This is a genomic window from Endozoicomonas sp. ALD040, from assembly GCF_049275945.1.
Taxonomy (GTDB): Bacteria; Pseudomonadota; Gammaproteobacteria; order Pseudomonadales; family Endozoicomonadaceae; genus Endozoicomonas_A.
On record NZ_CP184829.1, the window covers coordinates 2545001 to 2560542 of the forward strand.

Annotated in this window: 12 protein-coding genes, 2 tRNA genes and 3 rRNA genes (1 of these 17 cut by a window edge); 13 read left to right on the forward strand and 4 right to left on the reverse strand. The window is 48.7% G+C overall.

The features are described 5' to 3' along the window. The 7 genes from ACOJUN_RS08885 to ylqF form a co-directional block, all read left to right on the forward strand. Nucleotides 1-315, forward strand: a 16S ribosomal RNA gene (locus tag ACOJUN_RS08885) (it extends 1241 nt beyond the left edge of the window). Nucleotides 316-467: 152 nt separating this feature from the next. Then, nucleotides 468-544, forward strand: a tRNA-Ile gene (locus ACOJUN_RS08890). Between the two features lie 17 nt (nucleotides 545-561). Then, nucleotides 562-637: transfer RNA gene (locus ACOJUN_RS08895), tRNA-Ala, on the forward strand. Between the two features lie 329 nt (nucleotides 638-966). Further along, nucleotides 967-4434, forward strand: a 23S ribosomal RNA gene (locus ACOJUN_RS08900). 210 nt (nucleotides 4435-4644) lie between these two features. Continuing rightward, nucleotides 4645-4760, forward strand: a 5S ribosomal RNA gene (rrf, locus tag ACOJUN_RS08905). The 16S, 23S and 5S rRNA genes sit together here with 2 tRNA genes alongside, the layout of an rRNA operon. A gap of 854 nt (nucleotides 4761-5614) precedes the next feature. Further along, a complete protein-coding gene (locus ACOJUN_RS08910) occupies nucleotides 5615-6541 on the forward strand; it encodes a 2-hydroxyacid dehydrogenase (RefSeq protein ID WP_422136283.1) in 927 nt (308 codons plus the stop codon). 51 nt (nucleotides 6542-6592) lie between these two features. Then, the gene (ylqF, locus tag ACOJUN_RS08915) at nucleotides 6593-7456 is read left to right on the forward strand and encodes a ribosome biogenesis GTPase YlqF (RefSeq protein ID WP_422136284.1); all 864 of its coding nucleotides are present in this window, start codon (nucleotides 6593-6595) and stop codon (nucleotides 7454-7456) included. Between the two features lie 60 nt (nucleotides 7457-7516). Here the strand turns inward: ylqF and ispG are convergent, their stop codons facing one another. Further along, nucleotides 7517-8752 carry a flavodoxin-dependent (E)-4-hydroxy-3-methylbut-2-enyl-diphosphate synthase gene (ispG, locus tag ACOJUN_RS08920; RefSeq protein ID WP_422136285.1) on the reverse strand — a complete coding sequence of 412 codons (1236 nt, stop codon included), beginning with the start codon at nucleotides 8750-8752 and terminating at the stop codon, nucleotides 7517-7519. A gap of 233 nt (nucleotides 8753-8985) precedes the next feature. On the opposite strand from ispG, the gene ACOJUN_RS08925 reads away from it, so the two are divergent. Genes ACOJUN_RS08925 through ACOJUN_RS08935 form a run of 3 tightly spaced genes read left to right on the forward strand, consistent with a single transcriptional unit; the run spans nucleotide 8986 to nucleotide 10228 of the window. Then, nucleotides 8986-9165 carry a type II toxin-antitoxin system RelB/DinJ family antitoxin gene (locus ACOJUN_RS08925; RefSeq protein WP_422136286.1) on the forward strand — a complete coding sequence of 60 codons (180 nt, stop codon included), beginning with the start codon at nucleotides 8986-8988 and terminating at the stop codon, nucleotides 9163-9165. Between the two features lie 38 nt (nucleotides 9166-9203). Then, on the forward strand, nucleotides 9204-9713 hold the full coding sequence (locus ACOJUN_RS08930) for a DUF29 domain-containing protein (protein WP_422136287.1): 510 nt from the start codon (nucleotides 9204-9206) through the stop codon (nucleotides 9711-9713). 38 nt (nucleotides 9714-9751) lie between these two features. Continuing rightward, complete coding sequence (locus ACOJUN_RS08935) at nucleotides 9752-10228, forward strand: DUF29 domain-containing protein (protein WP_422136288.1); 477 nt, start codon at nucleotides 9752-9754, stop codon at nucleotides 10226-10228. On the opposite strand, the gene ACOJUN_RS08940 is transcribed toward ACOJUN_RS08935, so the two are convergent. Then, nucleotides 10198-11022: a hypothetical protein gene (locus ACOJUN_RS08940; RefSeq protein ID WP_422136289.1), complete on the reverse strand. Its 825-nt coding sequence runs from the start codon at nucleotides 11020-11022 to the stop codon at nucleotides 10198-10200. The genes ACOJUN_RS08935 and ACOJUN_RS08940 overlap by 31 nt on opposite strands. Before the next feature lie 840 nt (nucleotides 11023-11862). On the opposite strand from ACOJUN_RS08940, the gene ACOJUN_RS08945 reads away from it, so the two are divergent. The 3 genes from ACOJUN_RS08945 (at nucleotide 11863) to ACOJUN_RS08955 (ending at nucleotide 14410) form a co-directional block, all read left to right on the forward strand. Continuing rightward, nucleotides 11863-12774: a proline iminopeptidase-family hydrolase gene (locus ACOJUN_RS08945; RefSeq protein WP_422136290.1), complete on the forward strand. Its 912-nt coding sequence runs from the start codon at nucleotides 11863-11865 to the stop codon at nucleotides 12772-12774. 166 nt (nucleotides 12775-12940) lie between these two features. Then, nucleotides 12941-13954 carry an autotransporter outer membrane beta-barrel domain-containing protein gene (locus ACOJUN_RS08950; protein ID WP_422136291.1) on the forward strand — a complete coding sequence of 338 codons (1014 nt, stop codon included), beginning with the start codon at nucleotides 12941-12943 and terminating at the stop codon, nucleotides 13952-13954. Between the two features lie 141 nt (nucleotides 13955-14095). Further along, nucleotides 14096-14410, forward strand: coding sequence for a Rieske (2Fe-2S) protein (locus ACOJUN_RS08955; protein ID WP_422136292.1), 315 nt, complete (start codon nucleotides 14096-14098; stop codon nucleotides 14408-14410). A 2-nt stretch (nucleotides 14411-14412) separates the two neighbouring features. On the opposite strand, the gene hslR is transcribed toward ACOJUN_RS08955, so the two are convergent. Together hslR and yrfG are read right to left on the reverse strand one after the other, a co-directional pair. Further along, nucleotides 14413-14835 carry a ribosome-associated heat shock protein Hsp15 gene (gene hslR, locus ACOJUN_RS08960; RefSeq protein WP_422136293.1) on the reverse strand — a complete coding sequence of 141 codons (423 nt, stop codon included), beginning with the start codon at nucleotides 14833-14835 and terminating at the stop codon, nucleotides 14413-14415. A gap of 42 nt (nucleotides 14836-14877) precedes the next feature. After that, complete coding sequence (gene yrfG, locus ACOJUN_RS08965) at nucleotides 14878-15531, reverse strand: GMP/IMP nucleotidase (RefSeq protein ID WP_422136294.1); 654 nt, start codon at nucleotides 15529-15531, stop codon at nucleotides 14878-14880. Between the last annotated feature and the right edge of the window lie 11 nt (nucleotides 15532-15542).

A 15542-nucleotide genomic window follows, 5' to 3' on the forward strand; every position in this document is an offset into this window, starting at 1 on the left:
CACGTGCTACAATGGTGCATACAGACGGTTGCCAAGCCGCGAGGTGGAGCTAATCTGAGAAAGTGCATCGTAGTCCGGATTGGAGTCTGCAACTCGACTCCATGAAGTCGGAATCGCTAGTAATCGTGAATCAGAATGTCACGGTGAATACGTTCCCGGGCCTTGTACACACCGCCCGTCACACCATGGGAGTGGGTTGCTCCAGAAGTAGCTAGCTTAACCTTCGGGAGAGCGGTTACCACGGAGTGATTCATGACTGGGGTGAAGTCGTAACAAGGTAGCCCTAGGGGAACCTGGGGCTGGATCACCTCCTTAAACGAAGACCGACCTTCCATAAGCGTTCACACGAATTGTTTGATTATCAGTTGTCAGTTGACGGTGGTCAGTTGGCAGTTGTTAGTTTTGTTCTTTAAAAAAGTGTGTTTAATGAATCGGTTGTTTTGGCGGTGCGCTGAACCAGCAGGATTGGGTCTGTAGCTCAGTTGGTTAGAGCGCACCCCTGATAAGGGTGAGGTCGGCAGTTCGAGTCTGCCCAGACCCACCAATCATGATTCGGAATATGGGGCTATAGCTCAGCTGGGAGAGCGCCTGCTTTGCACGCAGGAGGTCAGCGGTTCGATCCCGCTTAGCTCCACCATTAATCCGAACGACTCATTCATTAAGCGTATTTTGCTTCATTGTCCCCTTCTTTAATAGAAAGCGGACAATGCGATCTTTAACAATGTGGAATCCAAACTTAAATTAAGCTGAGTTGATTTAAAAGACTTTGGTCTTTTAATGAAATTCTTGCTGAGACACTCTCAAGTGTAGGGCGTATCAGTGGCCGGTTGTCAGTTGACAGTTGCCGGTTACTGAAGATCGTTAAAGGTAGTTATTACCTATAACCATCAGTTGCCACGAATCGACTGACCACTGGTCACCGACAACTGACAACTGAGATCTCGAAGAGATCGTTTTGGGTTATATGGTCAAGTGACTAAGCGTACACGGTGGATGCCTTGGCAGTCAGAGGCGATGAAGGACGTGGTAATCTGCGAAAAGTCTTGGGGAGCCGATAAACAGGCGTTGATCCAGGAATGTCCGAATGGGGAAACCCACTCACACAAGTGAGTATCCTTAACCTGAATACATAGGGTTTAGGAGGCGAACCCGGGGAACTGAAACATCTAAGTACCCGGAGGAAAAGAAATCAACCGAGATTCCCCCAGTAGCGGCGAGCGAACGGGGAGTAGCCCTTAAGCAATTTTTGGTTTAGCGGAACACTCTGGAAAGTGTGGCCATAGTGGGTGACAGCCCCGTACACGAAAGGCCAATTATTGTGAAATCGAGTAGGACGGCACACGTGAAATGTTGTCTGAACATGGGGGGACCATCCTCCAAGGCTAAATACTCCTGACTGACCGATAGTGAACCAGTACCGTGAGGGAAAGGCGAAAAGAACCCCGTTGAGGGGAGTGAAATAGAACCTGAAACCGTGTACGTACAAGCAGTGGGAGTCAGTGGTCAGTTGTCAGTTGTCAGTTGCCAGTAGGCAAGCGACAGCAGATGACTGATTACCAGGTCGTCAAGTTGGAAAATACGGGCAGATTTGCAGAGGTGTTGAAATTGACGCTGAACAAAACTGACCACCGACAACTGACAACTGGCCACTGATGACTGCGTACCTTTTGTATAATGGGTCAGCGACTTATTTTCTGTGGCAAGGTTAACCGTATAGGGAAGCCGTAGCGAAAGCGAGTCTTAACAGGGCGTCCAGTCGCAGTGAATAGACCCGAAACCGGGCGATCTATCCATGAGCAGGTTGAAGATCAGGTAACACTGATTGGAGGACCGAACCCACTGTCGTTGAAAAGCCAGGGGATGACTTGTGGATAGGAGTGAAAGGCTAATCAAGCCCGGAGATAGCTGGTTCTCCTCGAAAGCTATTTAGGTAGCGCCTCGTGTCTCACCATCGGGGGTAGAGCACTGTTTGGGCTAGGGGGCCATCCCGGCTTACCAACCCCATGCAAACTCCGAATACCGATGAGTGCAATCACGGGAGACACACGGCGGGTGCTAACGTCCGTCGTGGAAAGGGAAACAACCCAGACCGTCAGCTAAGGTCCCAAAGTAATAGTTAAGTGGGAAACGATGTGAGAAGGCCCAGACAGCCAGGAGGTTGGCTTAGAAGCAGCCACCCTTTAAAGAAAGCGTAATAGCTCACTGGTCGAGTCGGCTCGCGCGGAAGATGTAACGGGGCTCAAACTATTCACCGAAGCTACGGGGTTCAGTTGTCAGTTTACAGTTGTCAGTTGGCAGTATGAGAAGTAAGTATGCAGCGATTTGAAGATTTAGAAGTATTTCAACGGGCCTATAAGCTTTCTTTGAAAGTTCACAAGCTCTCGCTGGAATTTCCGAGAATTGAACAAATGCATGGACTTGCTGATCAGATGCGCAGAGCCAGTAAAGGAATCTGTGCAAATATTGCTGAAGGACATGGGAAACTGATCATCTCAAAAGCAGAGTTTCGAAGGTTCATATTGATGGCTATCGGATCATCTGACGAAATGAGAGTTTGGTTAAGGTACTGCCTTGATCGTCAATTACATTGACGATCAGCAATGGCAAGACCTCAAAACCGAATACAACCAAGTCAGTAAGATGTTGGTTAGTTTGCACAAGAGTTTTAAATAACTCAGTTCAAACTGACAACCGACAACTGCAAACTGACAACTGAACCGGTAGAGGAGCGTTCTGTAAGCCGTTGAAGGTTCACCGGAAGGTGGGCTGGAGGTATCAGAAGTGCGAATGCTGACATGAGTAACGATAAAGGGAGTGAGAGGCTCCCTCGCCGGAAGACCAAGGGTTCCTGCGCAACGCTAATCGGCGCAGGGTGAGTCGGCCCCTAAGGTGAGGTCGAAAGACGTAATCGATGGGAAACAGGTTAATATTCCTGTACCCCTTTTGACTGCGATGGAGTGACGGAGAAGGCTAGGCCAGCAGGGCGATGGTTGTCCCTGTTTAAGGTCGTAGGCTGTGGACTCAGGCAAATCCGGGTTCACAAAGCCGAGAACTGATGACGAACCCACTAAGGTGGGGAAGTGGTTGATGCCAGGCTTCCAGGAAAAACTTCTAAGCTTCAGGTCAAGAGGGACCGTACCCGAAACCGACACAGGTGGTCAGGTAGAGAATACCAAGGCGCTTGAGAGAACCTGGGTGAAGGAACTAGGCAAAATGGCACCGTAACTTCGGGAGAAGGTGCGCCGGCTTTGGTGATCGGGCTTGCCCCGTAAGCTGAGGCTGGTCGAAGATACCAGGTGGCTGCGACTGTTTATTAAAAACACAGCACTGTGCTAACACGTAAGTGGACGTATACGGTGTGACGCCTGCCCGGTGCTCGAAGGTTAATTGATGGGGTTATCTTCGGAGAAGCTCTTGATCGAAGCCCGAGTAAACGGCGGCCGTAACTATAACGGTCCTAAGGTAGCGAAATTCCTTGTCGGGTAAGTTCCGACCTGCACGAATGGCGTAACGATGGCCACGCTGTCTCCACCCAGGACTCAGTGAAATTGAAATCGCTGTTAAGATGCAGTGTATCCGCGGCTAGACGGAAAGACCCCGTGAACCTTTACTACAGCTTCACAGTGGATCTTGATGTTGCTTGTGTAGGATAGGTGGGAGGCTTTGAAGTGTGGACGCCAGTCTGCATGGAGCCAACCTTGAAATACCACCCTGGCAATATTGAGGTTCTAACCCAGGTCCTTTAGCAGGATCGGGGACATTGTGTGGTGGGTAGTTTGACTGGGGCGGTCTCCTCCCAAAGAGTAACGGAGGAGCACGAAGGTTGGCTAAGCACGGTCGGACATCGTGCGGTTAGTGTAATGGTACAAGCCAGCTTGACTGCGAGAGGTACATCTCGAGCAGGTACGAAAGTAGGTCATAGTGATCCGGTGGTTCTGAATGGAAGGGCCATCGCTCAACGGATAAAAGGTACTCCGGGGATAACAGGCTGATACCGCCCAAGAGTTCACATCGACGGCGGTGTTTGGCACCTCGATGTCGGCTCATCACATCCTGGGGCTGAAGCCGGTCCCAAGGGTATGGCTGTTCGCCATTTAAAGTGGTACGCGAGCTGGGTTTAGAACGTCGTGAGACAGTTCGGTCCCTATCTGCCGTGGACGTTGGAAGTTTGAGGAGAGCTGCTCCTAGTACGAGAGGACCGGAGTGGACGAACCACTGGTGTTCGGGTTGTGTCGCCAGACGCATTGCCCGGTAGCTAAGTTCGGACGGGATAACCGCTGAAAGCATCTAAGCGGGAAGCCCCCTTCAAGATGAGACTTCCCTGGCCGCAAGGCCCATAAGAGACGTTAAAGACTATGACGTTGATAGGCGGGGTGTGTAAGCGTTGTGAGGCGTTGAGCTAACCCGTACTAATGACTCGAGAGGCTTGACCATATAACGCCAAAGCGATTTGCGCAGCGAAGCTGCCAGCAAAAGCTGGAAGCTGGAAGCTTGAAGCCGTACACAGTGAACGAGAGTGTTGAGCAAGAATAGACGACACAGCTTAAAAGAGATTTGGATTCCAGAGCCTTGGTTTTCGAGAAACAGCTTCAAGCCTCCAGCTTAAAGCTTCCAGCTCGAGAGCCAACGGCTCGACCAGTTTTGCCTGGTGACCATAGAGCGTTGGAACCACCCGATCCCATCCCGAACTCGGTAGTGAAACGACGCATCGCCGATGGTAGTGTGGGGTTTCCCCATGTGAGAGTAGGTCATCGCCAGGCATTGAATAAAGCAAAACCCCGGTTGAGAGATTGACCGGGGTTTTTGTTTTGTGGGCAAAGGAGTGTGGCAGAACAGAAGTGAAACGACACATGCCTGGGCGGCCCCACCTGGGCGGCCCCCACCGATGGTGAGGCTGTCGCAAAACTCTGGTTCCCATGCTCCAGCGTGAGAACCCATAGCCATCTCGTGCTGCAGAGTCCGCTTTTCAGGGGAGGTATGCATTCCCACGCAGAGCGTGGGAACGAGTTGTTAGAGTTTTGCGACAGCCTCTGGTAGTGTGGGGCTTCCACATGTGAGAGTTGATTATCGCCAGGCATTGAATAAAGCAAAACCCCAGTTGAGAGATCAGCTGGGGTTTTTGTATTTTGGTAACCGAACTCGCAATTGACAGGATCATCCAGAACGACTTTGTAGAGTTGCAGCATTCTATCAAGAATTTATTAATGCTCGAATCTGCAAATTGTTATTTCTTTTGGTTAGAAGGTGCAAGACAGACTCTGTCTCCGTAATAGTCATCGTTGAAATTGCAATCGTTTTGCTTTTTGGATTGCTTAACTGAAACATCGAAACTATCTTGTTTATTTTCTAACTGTTTGGATACATTCATGGAATTGTCCTCTTGTTGTATAAAATAAAAGTTAGAGGCAAGCAGATGAAATTGGAAATTGGCAAAGACTATCACAATGATAGAAAAGCTGTATTCAAATTATTGCAGTGCAGGACATTAACTGTTCTTAATCAATATCTGTTAATAAGGCCGCATTATCCATCCCAGTGGTCAGGCTTTTTCTGGTCGCGACTCAGGGCGTTATTTTTAATTATTAGTTCATGATCTACCAAGGAGTTAAGGTTGATGAAAATCATTGTGTATAACAAGAAAAATAGTGAACTTTGGACTTCAGCCGTCAGGAACGCTTTTCCTGATGCAGACGTACGTCATTGGGTTGAAGAAGCGTGTCACGACTGGCTGGCGGATTATGCAGTGATCTGGCAACCTCCGGCCGAATTCTTTCAACAACAGACCCAATTAAAAGCAGTATTTAACCAAGGTGTCGGTGTTGATGGACTGGTAAATCTTGAGAGCCTTCCTGCTGATCTTCCAGTCTTCAAGTTAAGAGGAGTCGGCATGGAGGAATACATGTCGGATTATGTGATATATGGTCTGCTGCATTTCTATCGAGATTTTGATTATTACAGGCAGCAACAGCTAGATAGTCATTGGCAGCCCCATAAAATAAGCAAAAAGTCAGAATGGACGGTAGGCATTCTCGGTCTTGGTGTTATTGGTAAAGCAGTGGCAAAGGCAGTCAGCGATTCAGGATTCCCGGTCATTGGCTGGAGTCGAACTGAAAAGCAGGTCGACGGTGTTAATGCTGTATCAGGCGATGCAGGATTGGACTACCTTCTGAAACACTCCAGAGTGCTGGTCAATCTCTTGCCCTCAACACCTTCTACCCAAAAGTTGTTGAATCAGAAGGCTTTGGAAAAGCTGCCTGAAGACAGTGTTCTTATTAATGGAGGACGGGGCGATGTTATCGAGATAGAGGCTTTGCAAAATCTTCTGGAAACAGGCCGCATGAGGGGCGCCGTGCTGGATGTGTTTGAAGTTGAGCCACTGGACAACAAGCATCCCCTTTGGCAGAACAGACGGGTTATTGTTACGCCTCATGTTGCAGCTCCTACTCCGATTGAGCGGGCGATGGAACAGATTGTTGCAGACGTAGCGCTTATTGAGCAGGGAGAAATGCCGCCAGCAATAGATAAAAGCCTGGGTTACTAGATTGCTCCGGAGCATATAGAATACCGGCCTTCAGTATACAAAGGTGTTGTTATGGCAATTAACTGGTTTCCCGGGCATATGCACAAGGCTCGAAAGGAGATCAAGAAAGTGGTTCCGGAAGTCGATCTGATCATCGAAGTTCTGGATGCCCGTCTTCCTTTCAGTAGCGGAAACCCTCTGGTGCCTTCTCTGCGTGGTAAAACGCCCTACATTAAGGTCTTGAACAAGAGTGATCTGGCTGATCCTGCTGTCACTGAGCGGTGGATCAGGGAGATGGAAAAAGAAGAAGGGGTTAAGGCCATTGCCCTGACCCAAAGTCAGCCGGAAAAAGTGCGCGGTGTTCTGAGGCTGGCCGAGAGCATGGTAGAACGCAAACTCGACATCAAAGGCATGAGAGCCATGATCCTGGGGATTCCCAATGTCGGCAAATCCACCATGATCAACACGCTTGCCAACCGTATTATTGCCAAAACCGGAAATGTCCCCGCAGTTACCAAGCAGCAGCAGCGCATCAAGTTACCTAATGGCATGATGCTTTTGGATACGCCCGGATTCCTCTGGCCCAAGCTGGAGCCGGAAGCCTGTGGATATCGACTGGCCATTTCCGGAGCGATTAAAGATGCGGTTCTGGAATACGAAGACATCGCCCTGTTTGCCGCTGAATATTTTCTGAAAGCATACCCGGAAGCTCTCAGGCAGCGTTTTCAGATCAATGAGTTGCCTTCCAGTGATATCGAACTGATGGATGTGATTGCTGCCCGCAGAAACTGCATGAGAAGAGGCGGTATAGCTGATCTTCATAAGGTCTCTGAGATTCTCCTGAATGAATTCCGCAGCGGTGGCCTGGGACGGATCAGTCTGGAAACACCGGAGATGGTTGATCAGGAAAAACCTGAGCCAAAAGAAGCAGAGTAATCAAGTACCGGAGCATAAAAAAGCCCGCTGAGCGGGCTTCTAAGGAATTTGATTGAGCGATTACTGGGTGGCAATTAGTGATTCCCTGGGTGAGTAAGTTTTGTGGACGTACTCTTCAATCATTTCCTTGTACTCTTCAGTGATATTGTCACCCTTGAGCGTAGTTACTTTTTGACCGTCGATAAACACAGGTGCCGAAGGTGCTTCACCGGTTCCGGGCAGACTGATGCCGATGTTGGCATGTTTACTCTCACCGGGACCGTTAACAACACAACCCATAACCGCTACTTTCATTTCTTCCACACCCACAAATTTGTGACGCCAGGTCACCATTTTGGTACGCAGAAAGGCGTCGACTTCATCCGTCAGAACCCTGAAGAAAGTACTGGTGGTTCGACCGCAGCCGGGGCAGGCGGTCACCTCAGGAGAAAAGCTACGGACATCCAGTGCCTGTAATATCTGTTGGGAAACAATCACCTCTCGATCACGGCTGCCATTGGGCTCTGGAGTCAGGGAGGTACGAATGGTGTTGCCAATGCCCTGCTGAAGCAATACGCCCATGGCAACACTGGACGAAACAATCCCCTTGCTGCCCATACCCGCTTCGGTCAGACCCAGGTGGAGTGCATATTCACAACGCTCTGAGAGCATTTCGTAGACACTGATCAGGTCCTGTACCCGGGAGACCTTGCAGGAGATAACAATTTTGTTGGCCCCCAGCCCTCTTGCTACGGCTGCATCGGCACTGGTCAACGCGGAGAGTACCAGAGCTTCGTGCAGAACTTCCTGAGAGGATTTAGGGTTTTCAGAATGTGCGTTTTCATCCATTAAACGAGTGGACAGCTCTTTATCCAGACTGCCCCAGTTCACCCCGATACGAATCGGTTTGTCGTACTTTATGGCTACGTCAATCATGGCGTTGAAGCGATCGTCTTTCTTGTTGCCAAAGCCAACATTGCCCGGATTAATGCGATATTTGTGCAGCAGGCGGGCGGTATCATCGTACTTGGTCAGCAAAATATGACCATTGTAGTGAAAGTCGCCGACAATAGGGACGTTATAGCCCTGCTGGTTCAGCTTCTCATAGATGGCCGGAACTGCAGCAGCCGCTTCTTCGGTATTGACTGTCACCCGGACAATCTCAGAGCCAGCGTCCGCCAGAAGCTTTATTTGCTCAACCGTACGCTCGACATCAGCAGTATCCGTATCCGTCATGGATTGGACGACCACAGGCGCATCGCCACCGATGGTAATGTGTCCAACCTGAACAGCGTGGGTTTTATGGCGTCGGCCCATTAAATTGATTCCTCCGGAATAGGTTATCGAGTTGCTTCGACAAAAAAACTGGCAAGTGCCCTTGGTGAGGTAAAAGTGCTCACAACGAATGTGCAGGCAGCCAAACAATCTAGATAGTTTAACACTTATCGGGAAAAGCGTAGCAGGAACAACGCATCCGTTGGTCGTCTGTTTCATGTACCATACAGGAAATCATGAATTCCAGTCAGAAATATGTCACGGGAGATACCACTATGGCTAAAGAAACCACCGTCAGAGCGCGTATCGACGAAGCGTTAAAGGAAGAAGCGGAACAAGTGCTGCGTAAACTGGGACTAACGACCTCCCAGGCTATTAATCTCTATTTCAGCCAGATTGCCCTGAGAAAGGGGCTGCCGTTTGATGTGGTGATTCCTGACAAAAAGAAAACGTAAACTATACTCTCGGGCCTAAGCCGGATAGGAGACAATTCATGAAAAATCTATACGAGACTGATTATTATCGCTGGGTTGAGCAGCAGAAAGAGTATCTGACCAATCGTCAATTTGACCAACTTGATATAGATAACCTGATTGGGGAAATCGATGATATGAGCAGTGAGTTGGATACCCTGGAATCTCGTTTGACGACACTCCTGCTCCATTTACTGAAATATGATTATCAGATTCGAGTTTTGAATCCTGTGCTGCCCGAGCCTTATAACTGCAGAGATTGGAAAGGAACAATTAATAGAACAAGGCTGGCAATTAACAAGCTTATAAAGAGACGGCCTCATCTTCAGAGTGAGGTGAAAAGCCTTTTCGATGAAGCTTATGTTGATGGAAAGGTCTTGGCTATCAAGGCAATGAATGACTATGTTCAGCCCCATCAGCAACTGAATGAACATAGCTTTCCTGAGATTTGCCCATGGACATTTGATCAGATTATGGAAGAAGATTGGTTGCCGTTTGATGCAGTAATACCTGATGAGAAGAAAATGTAGACTATACCTCTGAGTTTGAGCCGGATAGGAGGCTATTCGTGAAAAACCTGTATGAGAGCGATTTTTATCGCTGGGTTGAGCAGCAGAAAGAGTATCTGACCAACCGTCAATTTGACCAGCTTGATGTAGATAACCTGATTGGGGAAATCCATGATATGAGCAGTGAGTTGGATACCTTGGAATCTCGTTTGACGACACTCCTGCTCCATTTACTGAAATATGAGTATCAGATTCGAGTTCTGAATCCTGTGCTGCCTGAGCCATATAACTGCAGAGATTGGATGGCAACTATAGACCGAACAAGAATTGCAATTAGGAAGCTCCTGAAGAAGCGACCTCATCTCAAGGGTATGCTGAACATCAGTATGGATGAAGCCTACCCAGATGGAAAACTGCTTGCGATTAAAGAAATGAATCGATATGTGATGAAGCATCAGCAGCTTGATGAACACAGCTTTCCTGAGATTTGCCCATGGACATTTGATCAGATTATGGAAGAAGACTGGCTGCCTTGAGTCGTTGATTCATTCAAGGCCATCGCTAACTCAGCAGGGATTTTCCAGACACCCACCTTAAGGATTGTGGTCTGACCATTTCTGCTTTCGCCTGATGGTGTAATATACCAGTCCCATTCATTTACAGGTTTACCGGGCCAAAGGGGGCACGCAACGGTCGTGATAACCTCAATGCCATCGTCTTTGTACTCGTGGCGTTCGTAATCAGAAATTAAGAGAATGGTAAAGCCCATCGCTTTTAAAGTCATGATGTGGGCTTTCTGGATAGCCGTCATCATGCGTATTTCTGCGTCGCCTTCCGGTGGGCTGTTGGAGAATGATAACGGAATCTGTGAAAGCATATTCACACTAATTGCCAGGCTGAAACCCTTGAGCGGCAGCGGTGCAGAAGTGGGCAGGCTTATCTTCTTGCTGCTGAAGTTGCTACAGAGTTCCTCGAGAAGGCCGGTGACATCTCTTAGTTCAAATTTAATATTTGGATACTGTTTCAGCTTGGCAGCAAGCTGCGGCGGCTTTACGGCGTCGAACAATAGGGCACCGGTTGGATGATCGTTGAGTGTTTGCAGTGGAAGATCAAGGCCCAGTCCTGAGCCCAGAATCAGAATGGGTTCAGCAGGATCAGCTTCCTTTATGGCGGCATTAATGGCAGCGCGGGTTTGCTCCAAATGGGGTTGCCAGGCTTTTTTGTTACGCTGGTACTTCCCTGCAATCGCAGCAACCTCTTGCACAAGTCCTGCCTGTCGTGCGCCTTTTACTGCCCTTGAGAAGGCCCATGTGAACGCCTCGATAATCATTTGAATATTTTTCCGGGGTTCATGATTCCATCCGGGTCTGGGGGCTGTCGGATTTAATGCTTTCTTACTGCGGTAATGGGTTTGCCATGGCCTATGTCTGTTCGCCGGTGCAGACAGAAGTCGTCACTCAAGTGTCTCGGAACTCTGAAAAAAAGGCCAGCCTTTTTCGAGTCAGCAAAAGAGATGACCTTGCTCAAGAAGGGTGCACAATCTGTTATACACTTTTTATGCACAGGTTTTTTCCCGTGAGCTTAAAGAAAGCGACAAAAAAAACATCACATAAATAAAGGCCTCTGGACGACTATGGAATTTGTCTATTTAAACTGATCGCTGCTGACAACTGTATTTATCCACAGCTTCCATAGAGAGTTTTCCACAGAACCCCATTGAGTCTCCCTCTTGTCAGACTCTTTCTGCCTATTGGGAACTTTAACGGGAAAAGCGACTGAGCCGTTTCTCTTTCAGATGCTCTGCTGAGTTGGTTTGGGACCGACCCCCTGTGAGTCATTTAGCAAAGTAATACGATGGCTGCTGTAAGGGATTGTGATCTACAGGTTGTCTCCCGATGAAACACTTATTCCTGATAGCAATATATTGCCTCCAGCAGGCCCAAAAGTTTTCTGGCAGGCTGTGGATGCACTGGTTTGGTTTGAGCAAGCCAGCAAGGTGAGAACCAGGATCAGGGCATGAGTCTTCAATAAAATCGACAAACCGTTGAAAGATAAATAATTTAGCTAAACGATGGCTCGGAAATAGTAGTAGGTAAATGAGTGCATTGCCTCTTTTTCCACAGAAACTGCCTACACTGAATCCGTTGCGAAGTCTAAACAGTGTACTGGCATGATGACCAAACAAGAGAAGCACAACGCACCGGGAGTTCAGTGGGTGACACTGGATAACGGTTATCGGGTCTGGACTCAGCGGGTGGGCTCTGGGCCATTAAGGTTACTGACACTGCACGGTGGGCCGGGGTGTTCCCATGAGTACCTGGAATGTCTGGAAGATTTTCTTGCTCCTCAAGGAGTGGAGGTCATTTTTTATGATCAACTGGGTTCATGGTGCTCAGATCAGCCTGAAGATGGATCACTTTGGCAATTGGAACGATTCATTGATGAGATCGAACAGGTTCGGACGGCGTTGGGCCTGGAGGATTTTTACCTCTTTGGCCACGGCTGTGGTGGCTTGTGGGCAATTGAATATGCACTTAGGTACCAAAAATATCTGAAAGGACTGATTCTCGGCAGCATCACCGGCAGTATTCATTCCTATATGGCTCATACCAAGCACCTTCGGGAGCAGTTGCCACCGGAAGTGGTCGATCAAATACAACCATTCGAAGCAGCGAACGATCTGGACAATGAAGAGCACCCTTCTCTTTTGATGGAACATCTCTATCGCAAGTACATTTGCAGATTGCCGAGCTGGCCTGAAGCCCTGAACAGGGCCTTTGATCACAGGAATCTGAGTGTTTACAACACTATGCAGGGTAATAATGAGTTTGTTTTTACCGGCAATCTGCTGGGCTGGGATCGTTGGAATGATCTGGCCGGGATCCGTGTTGCAACACTGGTACTGGCTGGACGCTACGACACTACGGCGCCGGACGATCAGAAGCAGATGGCTTCCATTCTGCCTCACAGCAGGCTGGTGCTCTGTGATAACGGCAGTCATTGCTCTATGTGGGATGATCCGGAAAATTACCGGCAAGCGCTCGTGGATTTTTTGAAAGATGTAGAAAGCGGAAGAATATAACCACTGCATGGAATGGGCTTCAGTGATTCTTACTAAGACATTGTCTGAATGATCCGATGACAATAGCAGATATCAGAAAAAGTCCGGAGGTTGACCGAGAACAGGCAACCTCCTGCCTACATTAATGACTTGAATCAGCACTGAGAACAAGGAAGGCACAAGGATTGTGAAAATTTCGCGCAATTATTTTTTACCCGTTGCGGCTTTAGCCACGGTAGTGGCTTCTGCCCAGGCTAATGAAATTCAACCGGAGGCTTCGGCCGCAGTTCAAAAAACAGGGCTGACTCTGACCAATAACGTTCACAATATCATTTTCAGTCGTAATCAAGGCATTCGTCGTGGTTTTAGTTATGGCGACCAGTTTGTCGATGGTGCAGCCTGGGGTCAGCTTCTTTATACCGAGGGTGAACAGGAGGCTGTTGCTCAGGAAATGGGCTTCAAGAATCAGGTGGGAGGCATGACGCTGGGAGTGGACGGTGAGCTGGAAGGTAATATCAGATTCGGGTTTGCCATGACCTTATCCAAAGCCTCTATTGAAATGGATGATGGCGCCAGTACCCGTCAACAAAGTTATCTGACCTCGCTCTATGGCAGCTGGAATTACCGAAGACTGTCCATGAACGCCATGGCATCTGTGGGAAGTGGTTCCAACGACAGTAAAAAAACAGTTAATGGCCAAAGAGTGAAAGGCGACTTCAAGGCTGACCAGTGGGGCCTCAGAGTCACTGGTAGCACCGCCTGGCAGCTGGGTAGCTGGAGTCTGGTGCCTCGGGCTTTGTTCAGTTATGGTCAGCTTCGGATCCAGGATTATTCTGAAAAGGGAAACTCCGGGTTCGAGCGAAAAATTGAAAATGATGACTACCTCACAGCTGAGCTGGGTGCTGGATTCAAGTTTAACGGAGCCATTTGGGGACGTCAGACCGTCTTTAAACCTGAGCTGACACTGATGGGCTATTACGACTTTATTTCATCCGGAAGCGAATTCAAAGCGACCTACCTGGCTGACGGCTCAACTCTCAAAGTGGCTGGGCAGGACAGGGACCCCTATCGTCTCACTGCAGGTCTTGCTTTTGCCGTCAAAAGTGGTCATCACTGGACACTCAGAGCAGGATATGACCATAACTGGAGTCAGCACTACACCACCGACAGTTTTTCAGCCAGAGTGCGCTATGAGTTTTAAATCAGCTCGATTATTATGGGCCGATACTGCTCTTTCAGGCTTCGTATCTCCCTTGATGATGCGCAGTGAGCGCCATTGTCGGCTCATGGCTGTTTGAAGAATCTATTTTCTGAGCAGCCATCAAACTCAGGAACTGGAAACTTGTTGGAACTCTGCGCTGTTGATGATCTTGAAAACCCGGGAAGTAAAGGTTTCGAAACCGAAAAAGGCTCTATTTTCGTTGTCCGTCGAGATGAAGAGGTCTTCGTCTACGAAAACAGTTGCCCACACCTCGGTATTAATCTGGAATGGCAGCAAGACCGCTTTCTGGACAGCGAAAAGCGAGTGATCCAGTGCGCTACTCATGGGGCTCTGTTTCTCATTGAGTCAGGAGAGTGTGTGGCAGGCCCATGCCTTGGTGACAAACTGACCCTGGTTCTCTCAAAGGTGGAAAAAGGTGTTGTTTATCTGATCTGACATTAATCGGCCAGGTTGGATTTCTGCCTGAGAATATCCCTTCTCTGTTTTTTATCCGGACGGCGATCCGGCCTCGGCGCCATGGCACCGCGCATTGCCTTGCGTTGTTCTGCTGCCACCTCACGAGACTGGATGCTGGCCGCAGTCTCTTTGTAGAGTTGTTGTGCCAACTCGGCTTTCTGACGTTTGTCAGAGAGTTCCCGAACAATCACTACTCTTTCATCCCAACCGGTACGCAGTTTCAGCTGGTCACCTACTTTGGGCTCTTTACCGGGTTTGCAGCGCTGGCCATTCAGGTGCACCTTGCCACCTTCAATAGCTTCTTTGGCGATATTTCGGGTCTTGTAAAAGCGGGCAGCCCAGAGCCACTTGTCCAGGCGTACTTTGTCCGACTGTTTGTTGTGAACACTACTTTGCTTGGCCATTCATTACTCTCAAAAGTCATTAAACTGGTTTTCAAAGCCTAATCAAAGATGAATAAGCTCGTGAAAATCTTCAACAGCCTGATATTCACCAGTATCTTTAGCACCCTGTTTGCTGTCTGGGTAACGGATAGCCAGTAAATGGGCGATGCCATAGGTTTTGGCAGAATCCAGGACCGGCAGGCTGTCATCAATGAACAGGGCTCGTTCCTTGTCCGTTCCTATATCGGCTTCAAGGTTGTGCCAGAATGCCTGGGTTTCCTTCGGGTAGCCGTAATCATGGGAGCTGATCAATTTGTCAAAGTAGTGGGCCATGGAGAGTCTTTCCAGCTTCAGTGACAGGCTGTCCCGATGGGCATTGGTGATCATAATCACTTTCTTGCCCCGGTCGCGGATATTTTGCAGGAAACGGTCGGCACCGGGTCTGAAGCTGATCAAATGAACCAGCTCCTGCTTCAGAGCGATGATATCCAGGTCCAGCTCTCTGGCCCAGTAATCCAGGCAGTACCATTCCAACTTGCCGTATGTCTGGGCTACCCTCGGATGCAACTCTTCTTTCGACTGCTGCAGAGTAATGCTGTGTTTTTCGGCATATTTATGAGGCACATATTCCATCCAGAAGTAGTTATCAAAATGGAGATCCAACAGTGTGCCATCCATATCGAGGAGAACCGTATCTATGGTATTCCAGTTAATCATAATCACCTCGA

Excerpts from the sequence above, each read along its gene's own strand:
- ACOJUN_RS08910 (WP_422136283.1), top strand. The coding sequence starts at position 5,615 with ATGAAAATCATTGTGTATAACAAGAAAAATAGTGAACTTTGGACTTCA.
- ylqF (WP_422136284.1), top strand. The coding sequence starts at position 6,593 with ATGGCAATTAACTGGTTTCCCGGGCATATGCACAAGGCTCGAAAGGAG.
- ispG (WP_422136285.1), bottom strand. The coding sequence starts at position 8,752 with ATGGGCCGACGCCATAAAACCCACGCTGTTCAGGTTGGACACATTACC.
- ACOJUN_RS08925 (WP_422136286.1), top strand. The coding sequence starts at position 8,986 with ATGGCTAAAGAAACCACCGTCAGAGCGCGTATCGACGAAGCGTTAAAG.
- ACOJUN_RS08930 (WP_422136287.1), top strand. The coding sequence starts at position 9,204 with ATGAAAAATCTATACGAGACTGATTATTATCGCTGGGTTGAGCAGCAG.
- ACOJUN_RS08940 (WP_422136289.1), bottom strand. The coding sequence starts at position 11,022 with ATGATTATCGAGGCGTTCACATGGGCCTTCTCAAGGGCAGTAAAAGGC.
- ACOJUN_RS08945 (WP_422136290.1), top strand. The coding sequence starts at position 11,863 with ATGATGACCAAACAAGAGAAGCACAACGCACCGGGAGTTCAGTGGGTG.
- hslR (WP_422136293.1), bottom strand. The coding sequence starts at position 14,835 with ATGGCCAAGCAAAGTAGTGTTCACAACAAACAGTCGGACAAAGTACGC.
- yrfG (WP_422136294.1), bottom strand. The coding sequence starts at position 15,531 with ATGATTAACTGGAATACCATAGATACGGTTCTCCTCGATATGGATGGC.